At 49.3% G+C, this 21,737-nt stretch carries 13 protein-coding genes; 10 read left to right on the top strand and 3 right to left on the bottom strand.

What is annotated here, in order from left to right; genetic code table 11:
* Positions 1–82 precede the first annotated feature (82 nt).
* The 6 genes from DC20_RS23285 (at position 83) to DC20_RS00665 (ending at position 7,548) form a co-directional block, all read left to right on the top strand.
* Positions 83–730: a chemotaxis protein CheB gene (locus DC20_RS23285; protein ID WP_245652275.1), complete on the top strand. Its 648-nt coding sequence runs from the start codon at positions 83–85 to the stop codon at positions 728–730.
* Entirely contained in the window at positions 712–1,143 is a 432-nt protein-coding gene (locus DC20_RS23280) for a hypothetical protein (RefSeq protein ID WP_245652274.1), read from the top strand. Before DC20_RS23285 ends, DC20_RS23280 begins: the two co-directional genes overlap by 19 nt.
* A 511-nt stretch (positions 1,144–1,654) precedes the next feature.
* Entirely contained in the window at positions 1,655–2,923 is a 1,269-nt protein-coding gene (locus tag DC20_RS00685) for a hypothetical protein (RefSeq protein ID WP_062542070.1), read from the top strand.
* 436 nt (positions 2,924–3,359) lie between these two features.
* Positions 3,360–4,721, top strand: a complete 1,362-nt coding sequence (locus tag DC20_RS00675; RefSeq protein WP_071885345.1) for an SDR family oxidoreductase — start codon at positions 3,360–3,362, stop codon at positions 4,719–4,721.
* 122 nt (positions 4,722–4,843) lie between these two features.
* Positions 4,844–6,268, top strand: coding sequence for an erythromycin esterase family protein (locus tag DC20_RS00670; RefSeq protein WP_245652273.1), 1,425 nt, complete (start codon positions 4,844–4,846; stop codon positions 6,266–6,268).
* Positions 6,269–6,372: 104 nt separating this feature from the next.
* Positions 6,373–7,548: an MFS transporter gene (locus DC20_RS00665; protein WP_062542068.1), complete on the top strand. Its 1,176-nt coding sequence runs from the start codon at positions 6,373–6,375 to the stop codon at positions 7,546–7,548.
* Between the two features lie 438 nt (positions 7,549–7,986).
* Here the strand turns inward: DC20_RS00665 and ggt are convergent, their stop codons facing one another.
* Positions 7,987–9,678 carry a gamma-glutamyltransferase gene (ggt, locus tag DC20_RS00660; protein ID WP_062542067.1) on the bottom strand — a complete coding sequence of 564 codons (1,692 nt, stop codon included), beginning with the start codon at positions 9,676–9,678 and terminating at the stop codon, positions 7,987–7,989.
* Positions 9,679–10,275: 597 nt separating this feature from the next.
* On the opposite strand from ggt, the gene DC20_RS00655 reads away from it, so the two are divergent.
* The gene (locus DC20_RS00655; protein WP_062542066.1) at positions 10,276–11,049 is read left to right on the top strand and encodes a DUF5602 domain-containing protein; all 774 of its coding nucleotides are present in this window, start codon (positions 10,276–10,278) and stop codon (positions 11,047–11,049) included.
* Between the two features lie 592 nt (positions 11,050–11,641).
* Here DC20_RS00655 and DC20_RS00645 read toward each other — a convergent pair.
* On the bottom strand, positions 11,642–15,034 hold the full coding sequence (locus DC20_RS00645; protein ID WP_062542064.1) for a DEAD/DEAH box helicase: 3,393 nt from the start codon (positions 15,032–15,034) through the stop codon (positions 11,642–11,644).
* A 285-nt stretch (positions 15,035–15,319) separates the two neighbouring features.
* Between DC20_RS00645 and DC20_RS00640 the strand changes: the two genes are divergently transcribed.
* Both DC20_RS00640 and DC20_RS00635 read left to right on the top strand, forming a co-directional pair.
* Entirely contained in the window at positions 15,320–16,330 is a 1,011-nt protein-coding gene (locus DC20_RS00640; protein ID WP_062542063.1) for a glycoside hydrolase family 43 protein, read from the top strand.
* 400 nt (positions 16,331–16,730) lie between these two features.
* On the top strand, positions 16,731–18,977 hold the full coding sequence (locus tag DC20_RS00635) for a M3 family metallopeptidase (RefSeq protein ID WP_062542062.1): 2,247 nt from the start codon (positions 16,731–16,733) through the stop codon (positions 18,975–18,977).
* A gap of 280 nt (positions 18,978–19,257) precedes the next feature.
* Here the strand turns inward: DC20_RS00635 and msrB are convergent, their stop codons facing one another.
* The gene (msrB, locus tag DC20_RS00630) at positions 19,258–19,731 is read right to left on the bottom strand and encodes a peptide-methionine (R)-S-oxide reductase MsrB (RefSeq protein ID WP_062542061.1); all 474 of its coding nucleotides are present in this window, start codon (positions 19,729–19,731) and stop codon (positions 19,258–19,260) included.
* Between the two features lie 327 nt (positions 19,732–20,058).
* On the opposite strand from msrB, the gene DC20_RS00625 reads away from it, so the two are divergent.
* Positions 20,059–21,618 carry a DUF3943 domain-containing protein gene (locus DC20_RS00625; protein ID WP_062542060.1) on the top strand — a complete coding sequence of 520 codons (1,560 nt, stop codon included), beginning with the start codon at positions 20,059–20,061 and terminating at the stop codon, positions 21,616–21,618.
* Positions 21,619–21,737: the final 119 nt, after the last annotated feature.

Below are 21,737 nucleotides of genomic sequence, written 5' to 3'. Positions count from 1 at the left end.
TAAACATAGGTTTACCTCTATGGAACTGAGTGGAAGGAGAAGGAGGAATTATGTTCCATAGAACCTTAACAAATCCCCGACCATGCCAGACAAAGCTAAATCTTCAAAAAGAAAAACTAAACGGGACATCGTGGTCATTGGGTCATCCGCGGGTGGTGTGACCGCCTTGCTGGAGTTTGCCAAAAGCCTGCCTGCAGATTTTCCGGCCCCAATCTTTGTGGTGCAGCACGTTGCGCCCCATACGCACAGCATCCTACCCGACCTGATCTCAAGGGTTTCCCCCTTGAAAGCCAAATACCCGGTAAACGGCGAGAAGTATAAACCCGGGTTCATTTACATGGCTCCTCCAGACCACCACCTCTTGGTAGAAGGTGACAAAGTGCTGGTGACCAAGGGACCTAAAGAAAACAAATTCCGTCCGTCCATAGATGCCCTATTCCGGTCTGCCGCCTACGTGCACGGCCCCCGGGTGATTGGCGTGGTTCTTACCGGGTACCTCGATGACGGAACCTCCGGCTTGTGGTCGGTGCAGCGGTTGGGCGGCATCACGGTGGTGCAGGACCCCAAAGATGCCCCGTTCCCCGACATGCCGTCTAATGCCCTGGAGTTTGTGGAAGCCGATCACATTGTGCCGCTGGCAGGCCTTGCCTCTTTGCTGGTGCGCCTGACCACCGAAGCAGCTCTGTCTCCCCAAGAATTTCCAAAGAGGACATGGAACGCATCAAAATAGAGATCACCATTGCCCGGCAGGACAATGCCTTTGAAATGGGGATTATAGACAAAGGCAACCTGACCGCTTTTACCTGCCCAGATTGCCACGGAGCGTTGACCAAACTAATTGAAGGCAACCTGATCCGGTTCCGCTGCCATACCGGCCACGCGTATACTATCAGTACCCTTCTAGCTGAGGTGACAGAATCGGTGGAAAGCATGCTGTACCAGGGCATGCGCGGCCTGGAAGAAACCAAAATGTTGCTACAAAACATGGGCGACCACTTCAAGGAAACAAAGCAACAGGAGGTAGCCGACCTGTTCTACAAAAAAGCCGATGAAGCCGGAAAGCAAGCCCGGGTCATCCATGACAACATCTTCAAACACGAACTCCTCAGCGGCGACATCCAGCACCAGAAGAGAGAAATGTAAGGTGTAGGTTCTGTTTGTTTGAAGCTCCCGTTTAACGCCTGTATTCCTAAAACAGGCGTTAAACGGGAGCTTTTTGCATGTATATGCAAAGGGTTTAAGGGTCTTCTGTTCGCCATTTTTAGAGGTAAATACATACAGTCTGTTTAGATCTATGAATGCAGTTTTGTACTTATTTAATTTGCTTCCTAAATCATTATGGATCAAATAAACTACAAGGAAAATGAAGAGCCAAGGAGTCTGAAGCTTGCTTTGTCTTATTAACTTATTGGATATAAATGCTATAAATTGTGTCTGGACGCAGTTTATGATCAATAATTCATCTGTCAGTTTTTCTTTTCCCTTAAACTCTGGGGTGCGACATTGTACCTGGCTACTAGACAAATCTAGGAAGTTATAATTCTGTGTATCTTTTAATTTATTTCACCAGTAAATGTAAATCAAAATAATAATTGTTAGTAAAATTATATAAAGTTAATTCTATTCTAAAGATTTAGGAGTTTTAGGACGATATATGAAAGATTCTAAAAGGCTGGTTAGCTTTGATTTACTTCGTATTTTCTTTGTGCTGTTAGCGCTGGTTGCACATTTTAGAATATCACAAGGGGTTGGTTTTGATCTTCACAAGTACAACGCCTCTCAAAGCTCAGGTTCTCTTAATCTTCCCTACCTGGCTGCTTTTACCCGTTCCTCCATGTCGGCTTTACTTATCATTTTTGGGTTCATGATTGAGTATGTGTACGCCAATATCTGGAAGACAAAGGGAGGAGCTTTAGTCACGCAGAAAATGCTGACAAGGGCTGTTATTTGTTATCTGGCATTTGTGGCAGTCGCCTCCCTGGCTATTATGGCAGTAGGTGGAGGAAATTTTAAAATCCTGTTGGGCACCATCTCCTTTGCCTATGTAGAACACGGCTTTGCGTTCCTGTTCAAATACTACACATTTCTGATTCCTATAGTTTTGGTGCTGATGTGGATCAGATTCAAATATGGCTGGTATAGAGAGGTTTTGACAGTAGCCGGTTTGCTGGTTGTTGCAGAGGGAACTAAAGCTTTAAGCAATGGTTTTCCGGCTCCTTTTGAAGTTCTTGGAAAGAATCTTTTCGGGGTAGGGAATGAAATTGGGCCCAGTATTCTACATTCTTTGGTACTTGTAGTTTTTGGGGGATTGGCGGCAAACTATACAATCAACAGAAAAGCAGATGTTAAAACCTGCCTTATGGTTTCACTGGCGGTGCTTTCGGTTGTAGCTATAGGTACTGAGATCTATTCCATTGGCTTTGACCAGTTTGTTATCAGAATGGCCTCCACTTCAACCTACCGGGCTCATAATAGCTACGTGTATTTTGCCTTCGGAATTCTTTCTTTTTTAAGCTTCTGGTTTGTCTCGTGGGTAATTGTCCGGCACATGGGAAATAAGCTCAGGCAGACTATAAGTTATTACGGCGGAAATACCTTTATCATTTTCTTGTATGGCAATATTCTTATACTTTTTGTCCCCAAGTTCAGTGCTACAGGATTAAGCTATTCTGTTGCTTTGGCTACGTGTTTGTTTCTGTCTTTGGCTTGTGTGAACTTATATGATTGGTCAAGTAAAAACCTGAAGATTATAAACAGCTATAATCTTTATATAAGATGGGTGGTCTCCAGATTCCTTGTCCTTTCTTTTGGGTCAACAAGGTTAGAGCATATTCGTGTAAACTACACTCCTGGAACACAAGGGAGGAAAGCTGTGGCAGCGGTTAAGGCAAGAAGAAAATCAAAAGAATTTGTGGAATTGTAGTTCCACTTCAGGTAAGGATTGGTGTGGTACCAATCCTCTTAAGAGAAATGAATCTTTACAACTTAGAAACTTAGTTTGCCACTTGCTCTAAAGGAGAGATAGCTAAAGGGCGGGGCAATCGGGTGAACTTACCTTTCAGCTTAAGCCGTTTCTTCTCCACCAGATTATGCGCTTATTCTTTTGAGGCCTTTTTTCTAAAAGAAGGTTGCTTATTTGCAACGGGCTTTCTTTGCCAGAAATCACTTCTAAAAACCATTTCTCAAAGGTTCTACGCCGGTGATAAACAGGAGGGTGTAGGTGAAGCTAAATAGTCCTCAACCTGCAGAGTGGGCTCATTACGGCATGTGGAAAATACTTAAATCCTTTATCTCTATAAACTTAACCATTTTAAGGGCGTACCTCTTTAGCTGAGTATGTACTTTAAATAGGATAAGAAATGATCGCAGTTATCACAGGAGCATCCAGCGGAATTGGTAGAGCTACGGCTTTAGAGTTCGCCCGCAAAGGTTATGATTTAGTATTGGCCGCCCGTTTTGGGGCCGGTTTGGAAGAAGTAGCCGAAGAATGTACCCAGTTAGGCGGACAAGCCATAGCCGTACCTACTGATGTAGCCAAAGAAGAAGATATTAATGCCCTTGCCGCGCGCGTCAGAGATACCTTTGGCGGGTTTGATGTATGGGTAAACAACGCCGCAGTTGGGCTTTTTGGCCATTTTGAGGAAATACCCACCGAAGACATCCGGCAGTTGATGGAGATCAACCTGTTTGGGTACATCTATGGGGCGCGGGCTGCGGTGAGACAGTTCCGTTCTCAGGGGTATGGCACGCTGATTAATGTTTCTTCTATGGTGGCTCTGGTTGGGCAGCCTTTCTCTATACCTTACACCACCAGCAAGTTCGCTATCAGGGGCATGAGCATCAGCCTGTCCCAAGAACTCGCCGATGAAGAGGACATTCATGTGTGCTGTGTGCTACCAGCCGTAATTGACACGCCAATTTTTCAGCATGCGGGTAACTACATGGGCCAGGCGGTGAAAGCCCCCAATCCGGTAATCCCTGCCAAGCGGGTAGCCAAAGCCATTTACAAACTCACCAAAAAGCCGCAGGAGGAGGTGCAGGTGGGAAACATGTCCCGCATGATGCGTTTTCAGCGCATGGTTTCCCCGGCGGAGCTGTTTGATAAGTACATGCAGAAGATGATTGCCCACAATCACTTCAAAAGCAAACCGTCGCGGCAATTCCAGGGCAACCTGTATGAACCAATGACCAACTGGAACAAGGTGAACGGGGGCTGGTTGCCGGAAGATTCAGGCAAGGGAAAACTGAAGACAGTCTCGGCTATTGCTGGAGTTGCCTTATTGGGAGCCATCGGGGTGTATTTGTCTAAACAAAAGAAGGGGATTACGTTCAGCTTCCCTTCTCCAAAAAGGTCAACCCCAACACCTGCTTCTTACCCCGTGGCGGCAGATTATTCAACGGGCAGTGTCACCAGTTCGGCCAGCGGATACGGCAGCGCTTCAGACATGACCGAAACAACTAACCACAGCAGTGCCTATGGTAGGACCGGAAGCATTGCTTCAGACATCCATTCTGCAACCGGAAGCGCAGGAGGGGCCACGGGTGGTTATGGCAGCTCTGCCGGGTCAGCCAGTTCTTCTGACATCTACGGAACCGGAGTGGTAGGCCAGGGAAGCAGTACCGGAACTAGTTCCAGCGGAGGCATTGATGATTTCCCTTCGTTGGAAGATGCCCAAAGCAGAACCACCGGATCACAGGACACTACCCCTGGTTCTTTGTAAGTTGAAACTATTCATCAAACATACCTTCTAGGTTACCCCAAGGTTTTGTTCAGCAAAAGCCTTGGGGTACTAGCTTTATTTTTTGCATAACCTTCAAACAAGCCCTAACAGGGAAGTGCTGTATGAACAAGAGGAAGAAAGAATCCCCAAAAGGTTGGTTTCTGTTTTCGCTATGCCTCCTGCTATTGGGGTGTAAACAGGCGCCGCAACAAAGAGCTGATCAGCCTGCCCCTGCGCAGCAAATAACTCAGAAGAAAGACAAGGCCGTAACCCTTACCATTCCTAATTACCCATTGAGAGACGAGCGGGACCTGGATATCTTAATGCAGGAGATAGGCGATGCGCGGGTAGTTTTGCTGGGCGAGGCTTCTCATGGAACCTCAGAATACTATACCTGGCGTGCGGCCATCACCAAGCGCCTCATGCAGGAGAAAGGATTTGACTTTGTGGCCGTGGAAGGCGAGTGGGCCGATTCCTATCGGGTAAACCAGCACATCAAAGGTCCCTTGAAAGACAGCGTGGCCACGGTGGCGTTGCTGGAGCAGTACAACCGCTGGCCTACCTGGATGTGGGGAAACTATGAAGTGGCATCGCTGGTCACCTGGCTCAATCAGTACAACCAGAACAAAACCGCTCCTGAGAAAGTGGGCTTTTATGGATTGGATGTGTATTGCCTCTGGGAATCCATGACCGAGCTCATGCCTTACATCAAAGACAATCCTGACTTGACAAAAGCCGCCCGGGGCGTACACAAATGCTTTCAACCGTACAGCGCTGATGCCATGCAGTATGCCCAAGCCGTAGCCAATGCCTCCGCTAACTGCAGAGCCCAGACGGCCCGCCTCTGGAAAGAAATTCGGCAGCAGAAACCCGGGGAAAGTGCCCGCCAGACAGAGGCTCAGTTTGTAGCCGAACAGAATGCCCTGGTGGCTTTGAACGGGGAACGTTACTACCGCACCGCAGTCAGCAGCAACACCGAGTCTTGGAACATACGGGACCATCACATGGCCCAAACCCTTAAGCGCCTGCTAGACTTTCATGGGGCAACTTCTAAAGCTGTTGTCTGGGAGCACAACACCCACGTAGGCGACGCCCGCTATACCGACATGGCTAGCAGTGGCGAGGTAAACGTGGGCCAACTCGCGCGCAAAGAATACGGGGAAGACAATGTCTTCATTGTGGGCTTCGGTTCTCACAGAGGCACCGTCATTGCAGCCGGAAGCTGGGGTGACCCCATGAAAACCATACAGGTGCCGCCTGCCACCCAGGGTAGCTGGGAGCAGATTCTGCATCAGCTGAGCCCCACCAATAAGATCATTCTGTCTAAAGACATCAGGGAAAACAAGATGCTGAACAAACCTGTGGGGCACAGGGCTATTGGGGTGGTGTACAACCCCAAACTAGAGCATCTGGGTAACTACGTACCATCCGTCATGCCAAAACGCTATGATGCCTTTATCTTCATTGATAGTACCCGTGCCCTGCGGCCAATCCAGTCTATTACGGTCAGAAATGAGCCGCCAGACCTTTACCCATCTGGCACTTGATTCTCAATGTCTTCTTCTCAAAGGTTCTGCTTTGGGTACAAACAACAGATTTGTACCCAAAGCAGAAATAAAATAGCGCATCTTTGCGCCGTTATTTTTCCAAAATGCAGTTAATACAAAAGCAACGGGTTTTCCTGAGCGTCTTCTTCTTTTTATCAGGATTCAATTTTTCCAGTTGGGCCTCCCGAATTCCAACCATCAAACAAACCTTGGATCTGAATGAGGCTGAACTGGGCACCATTCTTCTGACCATGCCGGTTTCCTCTCTGATAGGAGTTCCCTTGTCTGGCTGGCTTGTGTCAAAGTTTGAGACCAGAATACCATTGTCCGTAGGCTTTTTGCTGAACTCCATTGCCCTTTCTTTTATCGCCTTTGCGTCTACACCAGTCATGCTTTCTATGGTGTTGTTTCTGTTTTCGCTGAGCATGCGCATCTTCAACATCTCCGTGAACACCCAGGCCATTACCCTGCAGAAACAATTTGATAAGAAGATCAACGGCTCTTTTCACGGGCTTTGGAGCACCGGCGGTATTCTGGGGGTGGGGTTCACCACCTTGTTGATTTCCTTTGATGTGCCCATGGTGCCACACCTGATCACGGTTTCCATCATTAGTGTGTTGGCCACGGTCTACTCTTTCCGCTATCTACTAAGAAACGACCAATCCGCCTCCGGAAGCAAACTGACCTTCAAGAAGCCTGATCCTTACATCATGTACCTGGGGCTATTGGTGTTCTTCGCGGCCGTGTGCGAAGGGGGGATGTTTGACTGGAGCGGGATTTACTTTCAGCAGGTAGTGAAGGAGGATCTGTTTACCGTAGGATACCTGACCTTTATGGCATTTATGGCGCTTTCCCGTTTTGTGTCTGATTCTTTCATTGACAAACTAGGTATGGCCACCACCTACATGCTGAGCGGGGTGTTTATCTTTTCCGGAATAGCCTTGGCCATTGTTTTCCCGAGCTTCTGGCCCGCCATGATCGGGTTTTCCTTAGTAGGGTTTGGGACGGCATCGGTCATTCCCATGACCTACACGCTGGCGGGAGCCTCAAAAACCTATTCGCCGGGCATAGCCATTTCCCTGATTGCCACCTTCGGGATTGTGGGCATGTTGATCGGGCCTCCTATGATCGGATACCTGGCTCATGCGTTCAGCTTGAAAACGTCCTTTATTGCCTTTGCCTTGTCGGGTTTGATGTTGATTCCAATTGCGAAGCTGTTCTTCAAAATGGACCGCACAGAAGAAGAAACCTTTGTGGCTGAGGCGAAGGAAGTGGCGTAAGCACTTGTTTGTATACCACGGAAGATGTAATCCCTTATGGTTGCCCTTTTTAGTGTTACCCCTCTTCGCTCCCCTTGAGGGGAGCGAAGAGGGGTGTTTACACCTGTCGATCTAAACGTTTCCAGCATAATGCAAATGGATATTGATACCCCTTTTGTAGCGAATACAAAGGGGAAGAAGCTAATAGAAAATTTTAAATCACTAGATGTAAACACCCCTCTTTATCTCCCCTCAAGGGGAGAATCTGTGCTGACCACCGCAGTGGAGTAGTTGAGGCCTAATGGAAGAAGTTCCTTTTTGATGTGCTGTTATTTGGCTAGGACACAAGATGTATCCGTCTGTGTGAGAGCCTTTTGTATTACCTCTTTAAAGATCCAACAGAAAAAGGGTACCTCCAAGGAACTACCACCACTTATAATTCAAATAAATAAGATTAATCTAAAATCCCGCAGCGGCATCATCGCCCCGTGGGTCTGCGCCTCCTTCCAGCTTCCCATTAGGTAAAACCAGAATACCCGCGGCTCTCCCGATGCCCCCATACTTAGGCGCAATCTTGTGGCCTTTGATCCAGAGCCCGGCTCCGGTTAGTGGCCCTAGTGCACCCCATTCTGTGAGAATCCAGTTGGGTTTCCATTGGTGATGGAAACGACCGGCGTTGACGGCACCCTGCATGGTGTGGCCATGTACTGTTACATTCTGGATGATCTGGTACACGGTTGTAATGATGGTGGAGCCGCCCATGGCCCCGATGACCATGAACAGCTTTCCGTCTTTTTCCAAGATGGTGGGCGTCATGGAGCTGAGCATCCGTTTGCCGGGAGCAATGGCATTGGCTTCTTCGCCAATCAAACCGTAGCTGTTAGGAAAACCGGGTTTGATGCTGAAGTCGTCCATCTCGTTGTTGAGCAGGAAGCCAGCACCGGCCACAAACACTTTATTCCCGAAGCTGCTGTTCAGGGTGGTCGTCACTGACACGGCGTTACCCTGGGCATCCACAATAGAGTAGTGGGTGGTGTTTGGCCCTTCAGGCAGGGGAGGCACCCCCGCGGAAACCTCCTCGCTGGGAGTAGCTTTTTTAGGGGTGTAGCCTTTCATTCTGCTCTTGATGTAGGCTGGGTTTAAGAGGCCTTTTACCGGAACTTCATAGAAATCAGCGTCGCCAAAGTGCCGTGCCCGATCAGCATAAATCCGTCGTTCAGCCTCTACCATGAGGTGACTTGTGGCCACGGTGTTCCATCCCCAGTCTTTCAGGGGATAGTCTTGGGCAATGGTAAGCAACTGAATCAACGCAATGCCGCCGCTTGATGGGGGAGGCATGGAGATAACCCGGTATACGCCTACTTGTCCTGCAATAGGGGTACGCCACACCGACCGGTAATTGGCAAGGTCCGTTTTCGAGATAATGCCTTTGCCACGTTCCATTTCTGCCGTAATCAACGCTGCGGTTGGGCCCTCGTAAAAACCGGCTCTTCCTTTGTCTCTGATTCTTTCTAAGGTATGGGCCAGGTCAAGCAGGCGAAGCGTATCACCTTCCCGCCAGCGATTTTTCAAAATGAACTCGGGTCGTTGGGTGTTGAATTGGAGGAAGTCTTTTCGTTGCTCATTCAACTTTTTAGCTTCTTTTTGGGTGAGGGGAAACCCTTTTGCTGCTAAAAGTACCGCAGGCTGCACCAGGTCAGTCCAAGGGAGGCTGCCGTACTTTTCATGCGCCTGCACCATGCCATCTACCGTGCCGGGCACACCTGCCGCCAGGTGTCCCTTGTAACTTAAATTTTCGATGACTTCGCCCTGGCCGTTCAGGTACATGTCGCGGTGTGCTTTGGCGGGGGCTTTCTCGCGGTAATCCAGGGCATTGATAGATCCGTCTTTTTGCCGAAGTACCAGAAAACCGCCGCCGCCAATGTTCCCGGCATCGGGATACACTACGGCCAGGGCAAACTGAACGGCAACGGCAGCATCTACGGCATTTCCCCCGCGTTTCAGGATCTGCGCGCCCACGGCAGAGGCCAGCGGGTGCGCCGTCACCACCATGGCTTTATCTGCCACCAGACCTGTTTTATGGAGATTGCGGTTAGTGCAACCTATAAAGCTAAAGAAGAAAAGAAGAAAGGAGATTTTCCGGATGATCACGCCTATTTGATTAGGTGAAGACAGATAATTCTTACTCTTTACCTCAATAGAAGGGCTTAGGTTTACCAGAAGTGCTTCGGCCGGAGATTAACTCTAAGGGAATGAGGTAGCAACTTACAAGCTTTCACAATTACAATCCTGATAGAAGCAAAAGCTTTTTACTAGGATCATGAAGGAAAGACTACTTACAAATAATGATTTTAATAGATAAAACTCCTTATTTGTTGAATTATTAATAGAATGTAGTTATTTTCAATAGACATTCATCTTACCAACGTTCCTTTTCCCTAAGAACCGGGTAAGGTGTTTGAAGAACAGCAAAGCATAAGGAAACGCCTCATGCTCTTTTTTGAAAATCAAAGTAGAAAACAAACCGCTATCACCTTGCCCTTTTCAGACTATGGAAACTGCGCGGGGTGTCCAGCTTTCTCTTTCCTCCCTCAGCGGAGATTCAGCCCCATCTACCGGCGTTTTGCACGTCCATTAAATTGCCCTTCTTGTACTTCACACCCGCCCTCGGTCAGTGCCTCCTCTACTGATAAGCACTTCTGAACCTGACCCATCCCTTCTTTTCAAATCCAAATCTTGTCTACTCCTATGAAAACGAATTTTCTATTTACCAAGGCAGTGTTATGGTGCAGTGCTTTGGCCTGTTTAAGCTTGTTTACTACCTGTTCTGACGACGATGACGAAGAACTGGCGGGTACGTTTTATGGTCCAATTGTAGCGTTGACGCAGGGAAATGTAAGAACCTGGGTGACCACTAATGACGTTGGAGTGCCAGTCTCTCTGGGCGTCACATTCTCTGAGCAGGCAGTGAAAGGAAACTTAGGCAACGCCATGCGGATGTACATCCTCGACTTACCGGAACAGGCAGAACAAACGCTTTACGACCACGTCATGCTGGATTGGAACCCCCAGGGCCATGACCCCGCACCCTTGTACGGAGTGCCTCACTTTGACCTGCATTTCTACATGATCTCACCGGAAGAAGTAGCTGAAATTAAAGGCCAGGCTGCCATGGACGAAATGCCTGCTTCGCAGTTCAGGCCACAAAATTATGTACTCACCCCGGGCGTGGTTCCGGCCATGGGAGCGCACTGGGTTGATATCTCAGATGTAAACAACTCACCGGGTAACTTCGCTAAAACCTTTATCTATGGTTCCGTTGACGGAAATTTCATCTTCCATGAGCCTATGTTCACCCTGGCCTATCTGAATACCTTGCCAACAGTAGGCACCCAAACCATTCCTATCCCGCAACCTACCCAGTACCAGGTACCAGGCTTGTATCCTCAACGGTACAGCTATTCCTACAACGCTTCCACCAAAGAATACACCATCTCCTTACTTGATCTGACTCAGAAATAATAATCTAGGCCTGGAGCCATTCTCCAGTCTTGTAGCTTCCAGGCAGTTTTATGAAATTCAGGTTAAAAGCAGAAGAACGTTGCTGAGGCTTTCAAGCTCCCAGTTATGTTCTTCCGCTTTTAATCTGTTTTGTCTAAATAATCCCAAAAACAAAAAAAGGGGGAGAGATCTTCCTTCATCAATGCCAATTTAGTAAGTCACATAAGTAAATCTGAGTTCTCAGAAATCAAAACATGCTTGAAAATGAGAGGGTAAGGGACCTTACTTGAACATAAGCGTAAAGGCCAAGATTTGGGATGCAAAGGTCATCCCCATTCTTCCGCTACTTTCCCCCGTTCTAGTCTTTCCATCGAGCGCCTCGCTTTTGGCCCTAGATATACTTGAACTAAAAGGTACGGACAGCTCAGGCCAAAAGGGCAGTGCGAGAGGGGAAGACGGGGTCTCGCGGCCGTGAGCGCATAGCAGCATTTATGAAACAACCCTGCACATGCACCTACGAGAAAAGCGGACAAACCAAGGGAACAGCTTTAGGCATGCACCCATAGTACATCTATTTTAAGATTATATCCCCAAAAACACCCAAAAACCTAACTCACCCCAATAAAGCCAATAACTCCTGCTTACTAAAAGCTTTCAGCATACCACCATCGGTCTTAATTAGATCCTTTACCAGGTCTTTCTTACTCGCCTGCAACTTCATGATTTTCTCCTCCACGGTATCGGGGCAGATGAGGCGGACGGCGACTACGTTTTTCTCCTGGCCTATGCGGTAAGTGCGGTCAATGGCCTGGTTTTCCACGGCGGGGTTCCACCACGGGTCTACCAGGTACACATAATCGGCGCGGGTGAGGTTGAGGCCGGTGCCGCCCGCTTTCAGGCTGATGAGGAACACGCGCACGTCTTCCTGCTCCTGGAACGCCGCCACCGCGCCCTGTCGGTCTTTGGTCTGACCGGTGAGCATGGAGTACTTGATGCCGCGGACATTCAGCTCTTTCTTAATCAGTTCCAGCATGGATACAAACTGCGAGAACACCAGGATCTTGTGGTGCGGCGCCTTGCTTTCAATCTGCTCCAGCAACACGTTCAGTTTAGATGAAGCCTCGCCAAACGAAGCTTCCTCAGGCAGCAGGGCGGGGGAGTTGCAAATCTGGCGCAGTTTGGTGAGGCCACGCAGCACGTGCATGGGATTCTTCTGGATTTCCTCCTCGGCTTGGGCCGAAATGAATTCCCGGATTTCCAGTTCATAAGCAGCGTAGACTTGGCGCTGCTCGGTACCCATCTCGCAATACAGCACCATCTCGGTTTTGTCCGGCAATTCTTTGGCTACCTGCTCTTTGGTGCGCCGCAGCAGAAACGGACTAATTTTACGCTGTAACTCGGCGGCCCGTACGCTGCTCTTGAACTGGTCAATGGGTTTGGAGTAATGATCCCGGAAAAAGCGTTTGTTGCCCAGCAGTCCGGGACAGGCGAAGGAAAGCTGTCCGTACAGGTCGTAGGTATTATTTTCCAGCGGGGTACCTGTCATCACTATTCGGTTGCGGGCCTGCAACAACCGCACCGCCCGGTACCGCTGGCTCTCGGGGTTCTTGATGTTCTGCGACTCGTCCAGGACGATGTAGTTGAACCGATATTCCTTCAGCACCAGAATGTCTGACAGCAGCGTGCCATACGTGGTGAGCACCAGTTCGTATCCATACAATTCCTGCGGATTTTTGACGCGGTGGTTCCCGTACACCGTCAAAATTTTGAGCGAAGGCGCGAACTTGGCCACTTCTTCCTGCCAGTTAAATAACAGCGACGTAGGCACCACCACCAGGTTGGTGTTGCGGGCTACTTTGCCGCGCTGCGAGAGCAGGAAAGCCAGAACCTGCACCGTTTTCCCCAATCCCATGTCATCTGCCAGGCAGCCGCCAAAGTTGAACTGGTCCAGGAACGAAAGCCAATTGAGGCCCTGCTGCTGGTACGTGCGGAGCGTGGCTTTCAACTCGGCGGGAACAGCTACCTCAGGAATGGCTTCAAAATTGGCGAGCTTTTTCCGGTAGGTAGCTAGTTCCTGGCGCACTTCCTGGCTCAGCACTTCCTCCTTGTAGAGTTCTTCAATGATGGCGAAGTTGATTTTGGGCGTGCGCAGGCGTTCGCCCACCACCTCTGAGCGCTCAAAAAAGCGTTTAAGTTTCTCTATCCACTCCTGAGGCAGAATGCCCTGAGAACCATCGTCCAGTTGCACGAAGCGGCTTTTGTTGCGCAGCGTTTTGTGCAGGTTCTTGAGTGAGGCCTTTTGTTTCCCGAACTGCACATCCAGCGAGGTGTCAAACCAGTTGATGCCGCTGGTCACCAGAATGGTAATTTTGACTTTGTGCGGGTTCAGGTTGGAGGCTTTGAGTTCTTTGAAGCCGAGCACGGTAATGTCTTTGTTCCGCCAGGTATCAAACGCCTCAAGAAACCAGTCCTGGTCCAGAAAGCGGTATTTGTGCAGGTAAAAGCAGTCCAGGTGCAGTTGCTCTTTGAAGAACGGATGCTGCTTGAGCACCACGGCCAGAAACTGCAGCTCGGCTTCCTTGTCGCGGGTCACCGTGAAGGAATTACCCAGCACATCAGTCGCGTAAATCTGCTTCTGTGAGAACACCGGAACCTCTACGTGGCCGTAGCGCATGACCGGCGTCAGCAGCACGTTATCATCAGATTCTGAAAGGTAAATAATCTGTTCCCGCCCTCCGTCAAAGCCTTGTTCTTCCAATTGCTTCGGCGTGGCCGGCTTTAGGAAAGAGTACGAGATCTTGATTCGGGTTTCCAGGTTAGCCAGAATGTTCTCCCGGAATTCCTCAAACTTGGACGCATGCACCAGCAGGTAATAACCGCGCTTCTGGAAAAAATCAATGACGCGCCGCAAGTCTGGGTTGTGCAGCAAATACAAACTGTTCTGAACCTGGAGGAAATGACCGTACTTGAGTTGCAGGTGCTTCAACGCGTACGGTTGGTCTTCAATGTGCAGCAGTGCCGTGACCGAGTAAAAGTTGTCTTTCACCTGCACCTCCAATACCAAGTCCAAGGGCGCTTTCTTCAACTGGATGGGTGACACCGAACTGGCCGTGATGTTGGCCGAAACCTCTGCGTTGTGCTGGTACACGTCCAATCCCAGCGGATTCTGCACCAAGGCTTTCAGGGCTTCCAGATCAGCTTCGGAGGGCTCGGTGTTGTAGTTGTTCTGAAAACGGGATAGCGCCGTGTAGAACTTGAGTTCCTCGGGCTGGTTGGTTTGCCAGACAAAATCCAGCGGACTCAGCGCTTTGAGCGGGTTCTTAATCTTTCCGGTTTGCGTGGAGGTCGCCTCCAGCAGTTCCACGCTCAGGTGCTTGTAGTATTTATGTTCGCCCAACACAATGATGCGCTGCGTATTTTCTTTGGGGCTGGGGCCCGAGGGCAGAAAGGGCAGTCCTTGTTTAGGCACGAGCTTCTCCTTCAAAAAAGCCTGTGATTCCTCCGTAATAGGCAACAACTCTGTCAACCGGGGCTTGATGAGCAGGCTTTTGTTCGCGTATTCCAGCAAAAAGTACTGGTCCAGGTTTTCCTCTTCGGCCAGGCCGTACTCTGCCGCTACCGGTCTTATTTTTTCTTTCCGGAGCGTTTCGTCAAAAAAGACCCTAAACTCCTGCCGGTTCAACAGGGTTTGCAGCACCTGCGATTGGTGCGCGCACATGGCTCGTTTAGTCACCTGGCACCCGCAGGAAAGCAGCAGTCCGTTTGGTAGCTGTTTTACCGAAACGGCCGGAAAACGGCCAAACGGAGACACCCCTGAAATCACTGCTCGGTTAATCTCCAGGTGCGTAGGTTGCAGGTCAAAGCCGATGGTGCCGCCCGCCATGGCCTCGGCGGAGGAGTGGCGGGCAATAAGGGCATAGGTGAGAGTTGCCCCATCAACGCCTTCCAAAAAATACTCTGTGGGGTGTACACTTGCCTGCGTGGGTACCTGTTCTTTTTCCGCCATGTGGCTCTTGTTTCTGAGGGGTTGAAGGTAGGAATTTTCTTCCGAAAGAATTTCCTGTTCAGGTTTTACACTAGCAAGTGAGCCGTTCTGGTGTTTTAGGGTTGTTATGAAAAAACAGGCAGGGAACGGTGTGAGGAGACTTGCAGCAAAGGACAACCACAAGAATTTCCCTGCAGAAATGTACTTTGGTGTATATCGTTTAATATAGGGGCAATCCCTTTGTACGGCCTTCCCGGTTTATCAGGCATTTTCTTATATTCCCTCCTAAACCATGTTTTAACCGAGATGAAGAAGCTCCTGCGTTCCTGTTTGGTATTTACGTTCTTATACGTACATCTCTCGTCATGTACTACTTCGCAAACAAAGACCGACAGTGACAGCACAAACGCAAAAACCGCAGGGAACCCTGTTTATCCGGGGTGGTACGCCGACCCGGAAGGCACCATCTTCGGCAAAAAGTACTGGATATACCCTACGTTTTCCGCGCGGTATAAAGACCAGATGCACCTGGATGCGTTTTCCTCGCCGGACCTGATTACCTGGACCAAGCATAACCGGATTATTGATACCGCTTCAGTGAAATGGGCGAACAAAGCCATGTGGGCTCCGGCGGTGGTGCAGAAAGGCAAAAGGTACTTCCTGTTCTTCGGGGCGAATGATATTCAAAGTGACCAGGAGGTAGGCGGCATAGGCGTAGCCGTCGCAGATAAACCTAACGGTCCGTTCAAAGATTACTTGGGCAAGCCGTTAGTGGACAAGTTTCATAACGGTGCGCAGCCAATTGACCAGTTTGTGTTCCAAGACAAAGACGGACAATATTACCTGATCTATGGTGGCTGGCGGCACTGCAACATCGCCAAACTGAAAGATGATTTCACCGGTTTTGTTCCTTTTGCAGATGGCACCACGTTCAAAGAGATCACCCCGCAGAACTATGTGGAAGGCCCATTTATGTTCATCCGGAACGGGAAGTACTATTTCATGTGGTCTGAAGGCGGCTGGACCGGACCAGATTACTCGGTGGCCAACGCTGTGGCAGACTCACCCTTCGGACCTTTTAAACGGGTAGGAAAGATCCTACAGCAAGACCCGGCCATCGCCACCGGCGCAGGACATCACTCCGTCATTCAGGTCCCCAAGAAAGATGAAAGGTACATTGTCTACCACCGCCGCCCCTTAACCGAAATTGACAGAGATCACCGCGTCACCTGCATTGAACAAATGTTTTTTAATGAGCAAGGCTTCATAAAGCCGGTGAAACTGACAAATGAAGGAGTAGCCAGAAAGCCTCTTTAATGTGTTTGCCTGATCTCTGATGCTGCTTGGCTGAGAAGATTCTCCCCTTCAGGGGAGCTAGAGGGGTGTTTACACCTGCTGTTCTATACATTGCTGAGGTTGCTTTCTTTTTCTAATGAGAAGGATACAAATGAAATTGGATTTGGAATGCATGTTCTCCTGTGTAAACACCCCTCTAGCTCCCCTGAAGGGGAGAATCTGCATTGATTTGACAAAGCTGGTGTTGTGGGAAAAAGTATATCATAGCAACAGCTCGGAAACGTGTTTCATTGCTTCTTCAGTTTAGGCTATCCTAGCCATTCGCATAATCCAAAAGGTTTATGCGTTGTTTTTAGTACCTTCAAATTTCAATTTACCCGAAGAAGTGCCTGAGGCATCTCTGAAACAAACTTTACTTATCATGAGCAAACAAACTTTAGTTTTTGGCAAGAAACCTGGTTTCTTGGTTTTGCTGGCACTGGTGGGTTGTACCTCTACACAGCCACAGCAAAGTGCTTCCACGGCAACCAGTAGTGTCCCGGCGCAAACCGAGATGAATAATGGCAATAGCGGTACCTCTGTGCTAGAAAATACCTTGTTAAAGGAATGGACTGGTCCGTACGGCGGGGTTCCTGCTTTTAACAAAATGGATCTAGCTGATATAAAGCCTGCTTTGGAGAAAGGCATGGCCCTGCACCTGGCAGACATCGAAGCCATTGTTACTAACTCTGAGGCGCCAACATTTGAGAATACCATTGTGCCTTATGAGAAAGCAGGCGAGGCTTTGGGCAGAGCCTTTATTTACTACGGCATCTGGGGCAGCAACATGTCTTCTCCCGAGTTTAGGAAAATTCAGGCAGAAATGGCGCCTAAGATCTCTGACTTCCGGTCGCAAGTTTCCCAGAACCCACGTTTGTTCCAGCGCATCAAGGCGGTGTATGACAACGCCCAGAAGTCTCCCTTACCAGCCGATCAGCAACGCGTGGTGCAACTGATCTATGAAGACTTCGCCATGGAAGGGGCTGGCCTGAGCGCAGAGGCCAAGCAGCGGTATGCCGCCATCAACAAAGAACTGTCATCGCTGTACACCTCCTACGGAAACAATGTGCTCGCTGATGAAGAGAAGTACGTGACCTATTTCACCAAAGAACAGCTGGGCGGTTTACCGGAGTCTTTTGTGAAAGCCGCCGCCAAAGCGGCCGAGGACCACGAGCAGCCAGGCAAGTACGCGGTCACCAACACCCGCTCTTCCATGGACCAGTTCCTGACCTATGCAGATAACCGGGCCTTGCGGGAGAAAGTGTGGAACACCTACTATTCACGCGGCGACAATGGGGATGCGAACGACAACAACCAGAACATTACCCGTATTCTGGGTCTGCGCGATGAGCGTGTGAAACTGCTGGGCCATGACACCTACGCTGAATGGCGTTTGCAGAACCGCATGGCAAAGAACCCGCAGAATGCCATGAACCTGATGGAAGCAGTATGGCCTGCAGCCCTGGCCCGGGTGAAAGAAGAGGTAAAAGACATGCAGACCGTAGCCAATGCGAGCGGTGCCAAAATCACCATTGCTCCCTGGGATTACCGCTACTATGCTGAGAAAGTGCGTAAGAAGAAATACGACCTGAACTCAGACGAGGTGAAGCAATACCTAGAATTGGGCAACCTGACCCAAGCTATTTTCTTTACAGCAGGCGAATTGTTCAACTTCTCCTTCAAACCTGTACCAGCCGGAACAGTGCCTGTTTTCCATGAAGACGTGAAAGTGTGGGAAGTAACCGATAAAACCACCGGAGAACATGTGGGCTTGTGGTACCTGGACCCCTTTGCCCGTCCGGGTAAGCGTTCCGGAGCATGGGCCTCACAGTACCGCAGCTTCTCTACCTTTGATGGCAAGAAAACAGTATTAGCCTCTAACAACTCCAACTTCATCAAACCAGCTCCGGGTGAACCGGTACTGGTTTCCTGGGATGACGCTACCACCTTCTTCCATGAGTTTGGGCACGCGCTGCATTTCCTGGCCTCTAATGTGAAATACCCAACCCTTAACAGCGGTGTGCGTGACTATACTGAATTCCAATCGCAGTTGCTGGAGCGCTGGTTGTCTACTGATAAGGTCATCAACCAATTCCTGAAGCACCACAAAACCGGTAAAGTGATGCCGGCAGACCTGGTAGCGAAGGTGAAGAAAGCGGCCACTTTTAACCAAGGCTTTGAAACCACTGAGTTCCTGGCTTCGGCGTTGATGGACCTGAAATTCCATACGGTTCCTGACCCAACCGGATTAGACCCCGACAAGTTTGAGCGCGAAACCTTGGCAGCCCTGAAGATGCCAAAAGAGATTGTAATGCGTCACCGCTCGCCGCACTTCACCCACGTATTCTCTGGTGAAGGCTACGCTGCCGGCTACTACGGCTACCTGTGGGCCGATGTGTTGACTTCAGATGCCGCCGAAGCGTTTGAAGAGGCGCCGGGAGGATTCTATGACAAAGAAGTGGCAGCTAAACTGGTGAAATACCTGTTTGCTCCCCGCAACTCTATGGACCCTGCGGAGGCTTACCGCCTGTTTAGAGGCCGTGATGCCAAAAATGACGCGCTTATGCGCGATCGTGGCTTCCCGGTTCCTGGTCAGAAAGCCTCAAAGCAAAAGACTTCTAAGAAATAGGTAAAGCTAAGCAAATATAAAAGCCTCATGTGCTCCTCTATGTTGGGAGAGTGCATGGGGCTTTTCTATGTTTTTGGGTATATCGTCCCCCTTTGAAGGGGGTAGGGGGATGACAAAGACGCTTATAGAAACAATGAACAGCTGTAACAGAAAACTTTAAAATGATTCTCGGGAATACCTAACCCGCACGAGTAATCATCCCCCTACCCCCCTTCGAAGGGGGACGATACGCGTGCTAATTTAATCCCACAATATTGGCAATAGAAATTCTTTTACCAGGTCAGGTGTTTTCTGCATCTTTTTCCGAAATAGGGTCTAATCTGATCATGCTTTCAGAATTGATGCAGTAGCGTAAGCCACTGGGTTCTGGCCCATCAGGGAACACGTGACCTAGGTGACCATCGCAGACATTGCACTGCACCTCTATGCGTTGCATGAGGTGGCTGTCGTCAAACAAGTACTTAATGGCTCCTTTGGTGATAGGTTGGGTAAAGCTTGGCCACCCGGAAATGGCGTGGTACTTCTCAGTGGAGTTGAACAAGAGACTGCCACAGCCGGCACAGGCATATACGCCGGGTTCATAAGATCGGCAGAAAGCATTTCGGTACGGAGATTCGGTTCCTTTCAGCCGCAGGATCTGGAACTGGGCAGGGGTGAGGGATTGCTGCCATTCAGCCTCAGTTTTAACTACCAAACGGTCAGGTTCTGGGTTGCTGTATTTCGCATACTTGATCACGTCTATCCACCGCATCATGAGTTTCTTACTACAAAATTTAATTTACTTAATCTCAGCCACACTTTCACTTTTCTTAAAAGCTGGGTATGCTAAATACGTTTAAAGCAGGGTTACTTGCCTAATTTTTTTAAAGAAAAAGACAATTTGTATTTAGAGGTAAATTTCTGAAAATAAGGCATAAACAAGCTGAAGACTGCTATATAGAAAGCAGAATATATTAGAGAGGCTTGGGTAAATACCACTTTTATGCCTGTTTTGACGTATGAAGCGTGTAGGTACCGGGGGCTTTATCCTAAATGCCCGCTTTATGGAAGGAATTTACCTGTTGGTCTACATTGCAGAACTATGAAATACATTTTCTCTTCTATCTTTTTTCTCTGTTTCCTAAGTATGTCGCAGGCGCAAATTATAACCGCGCCAGACTCTATCAAACCCGGTCGGGGCGCCCGAGAAGCGCAACTGGAACAGATAAAGGAACGCAAAAAAAGGTTGTTCACCGATGCAGAGGGAGGTACTGAGCCGAAGAATGCTTTTCTTTTGGATACCACGCTGTTCAACAAGTATGGAGACCTACTCCATGATGATCCTGAATACAACAAGCGGCAAACCATTTGGAAACCCACCGCCCAGGTAGTAGGAGTAAACGCCCTCTTTATGGGATACAACCGGTACATGGCCAAAGCAGATTACGGCTACGTAAGCCGGGAGACCTGGAAGAAGAACCTTCGTTCTGAACCTGAGTGGGACACAGATGAGTTTGGCATAAACTTCATTGGCCATCCGTACCAGGGCACCCTGTATTTCAATGCCGCTCGGTCGCAGGGCTACAATTACTGGCAGTCGCTTCCTTTTGCCGTGACCGGAAGCCTGACCTGGGAGTACTTCGGGGAAAACACTTTGCCTTCCTACAATGACATGATTTATACTCCTTTGAACGGGGCTGCTTTGGGCGAAATCCTCTATCGACTGAGTTCCAACATACTGGATGACCGTACCCGGGGCCGGGAGAGGGCGCTGCGGGAGATTGCCGCCGGAGTGGTAAACCCCGTACGAGGTTTGAACCGCCTCTTGCAGGGTAAAACCTTCCAGGTCACCAACAAAGAGGTATACGAAAAAGAACCCATCAACATTACGTTGTTTGCCGGGGTACACCGCCAGAACAAACGGCAGGACGATCTATTCGGGCCGGGAGATACCAAGGGAATGCTGAACGTGCAGGTAGATTATGGGAATCCTTTTGAGCTGCAGAAACGCAAGCCGTTTGACTTGTTCCGCTTTCGGGCCGAATTCAGCAAAGGCGGCGATGACACCATTTCTGGGACCATCAACAACATTACCGGGTACGGCCTCATCTTCGGGCGGAACGGGCACCTGGGAAAGCTGGATGTGCTCACCGGTCTCTTACAGTACTATGATTATTGGAACACCCGCAACTTTGACCTTGGGGCCCTTGGCTTTGGAGGAGGGCTTTTTACCAGGCTTCCGCTTACAAACCAATTGAACCTATACACCAACGCGCACCTGGGAGTAATTCCCCTGGCCGGGAACAGCACCCGTTTTGCCCCAGATGAAAATGGCCTTCGGGATTATGTCTACACCACCGGGTTGCACGGAAAAATTGAAAGTACGTTGAGCTTGGGCAAGTATGCCTCGGCTGCCTTTGTATACTACCACTACTGGCTTAAAACCTTTGAAGGCTTGGAAGGGACAAATTCCATTGGCATCATCAGGCCCCGCATCACCGTGCAGGTGTACAAAAACTTAAGCATGGGTTACGAGCATTTTGGGTACACCACCAACCGACGCTTAGTAGCTTACCCAACCCAACGTTCCGTGGTTACTGACCAAAAGATTTTCCTGCAGCTGTTCCTGCAAGACCCGCAGCGGAAGGGCCGGTATAACTAAAAAGGCAAATTTCAGCTTCAAAGTAGTTTTGAGCCTGTTTTCAGAAACTACAACGTAAAGAAGGCCAAATGCCTTACCTTTATTCTGTTTATGAATGAAGTTATTCCGGCTCCAACTAC

Source organism: Rufibacter tibetensis (assembly GCF_001310085.1).
Taxonomy (GTDB): domain Bacteria; phylum Bacteroidota; class Bacteroidia; order Cytophagales; family Hymenobacteraceae; genus Nibribacter; species Nibribacter tibetensis.
The sequence above is the reverse complement of the archived record's forward strand: the minus strand, read 5'-3'. Positions and strand labels throughout refer to the sequence as shown.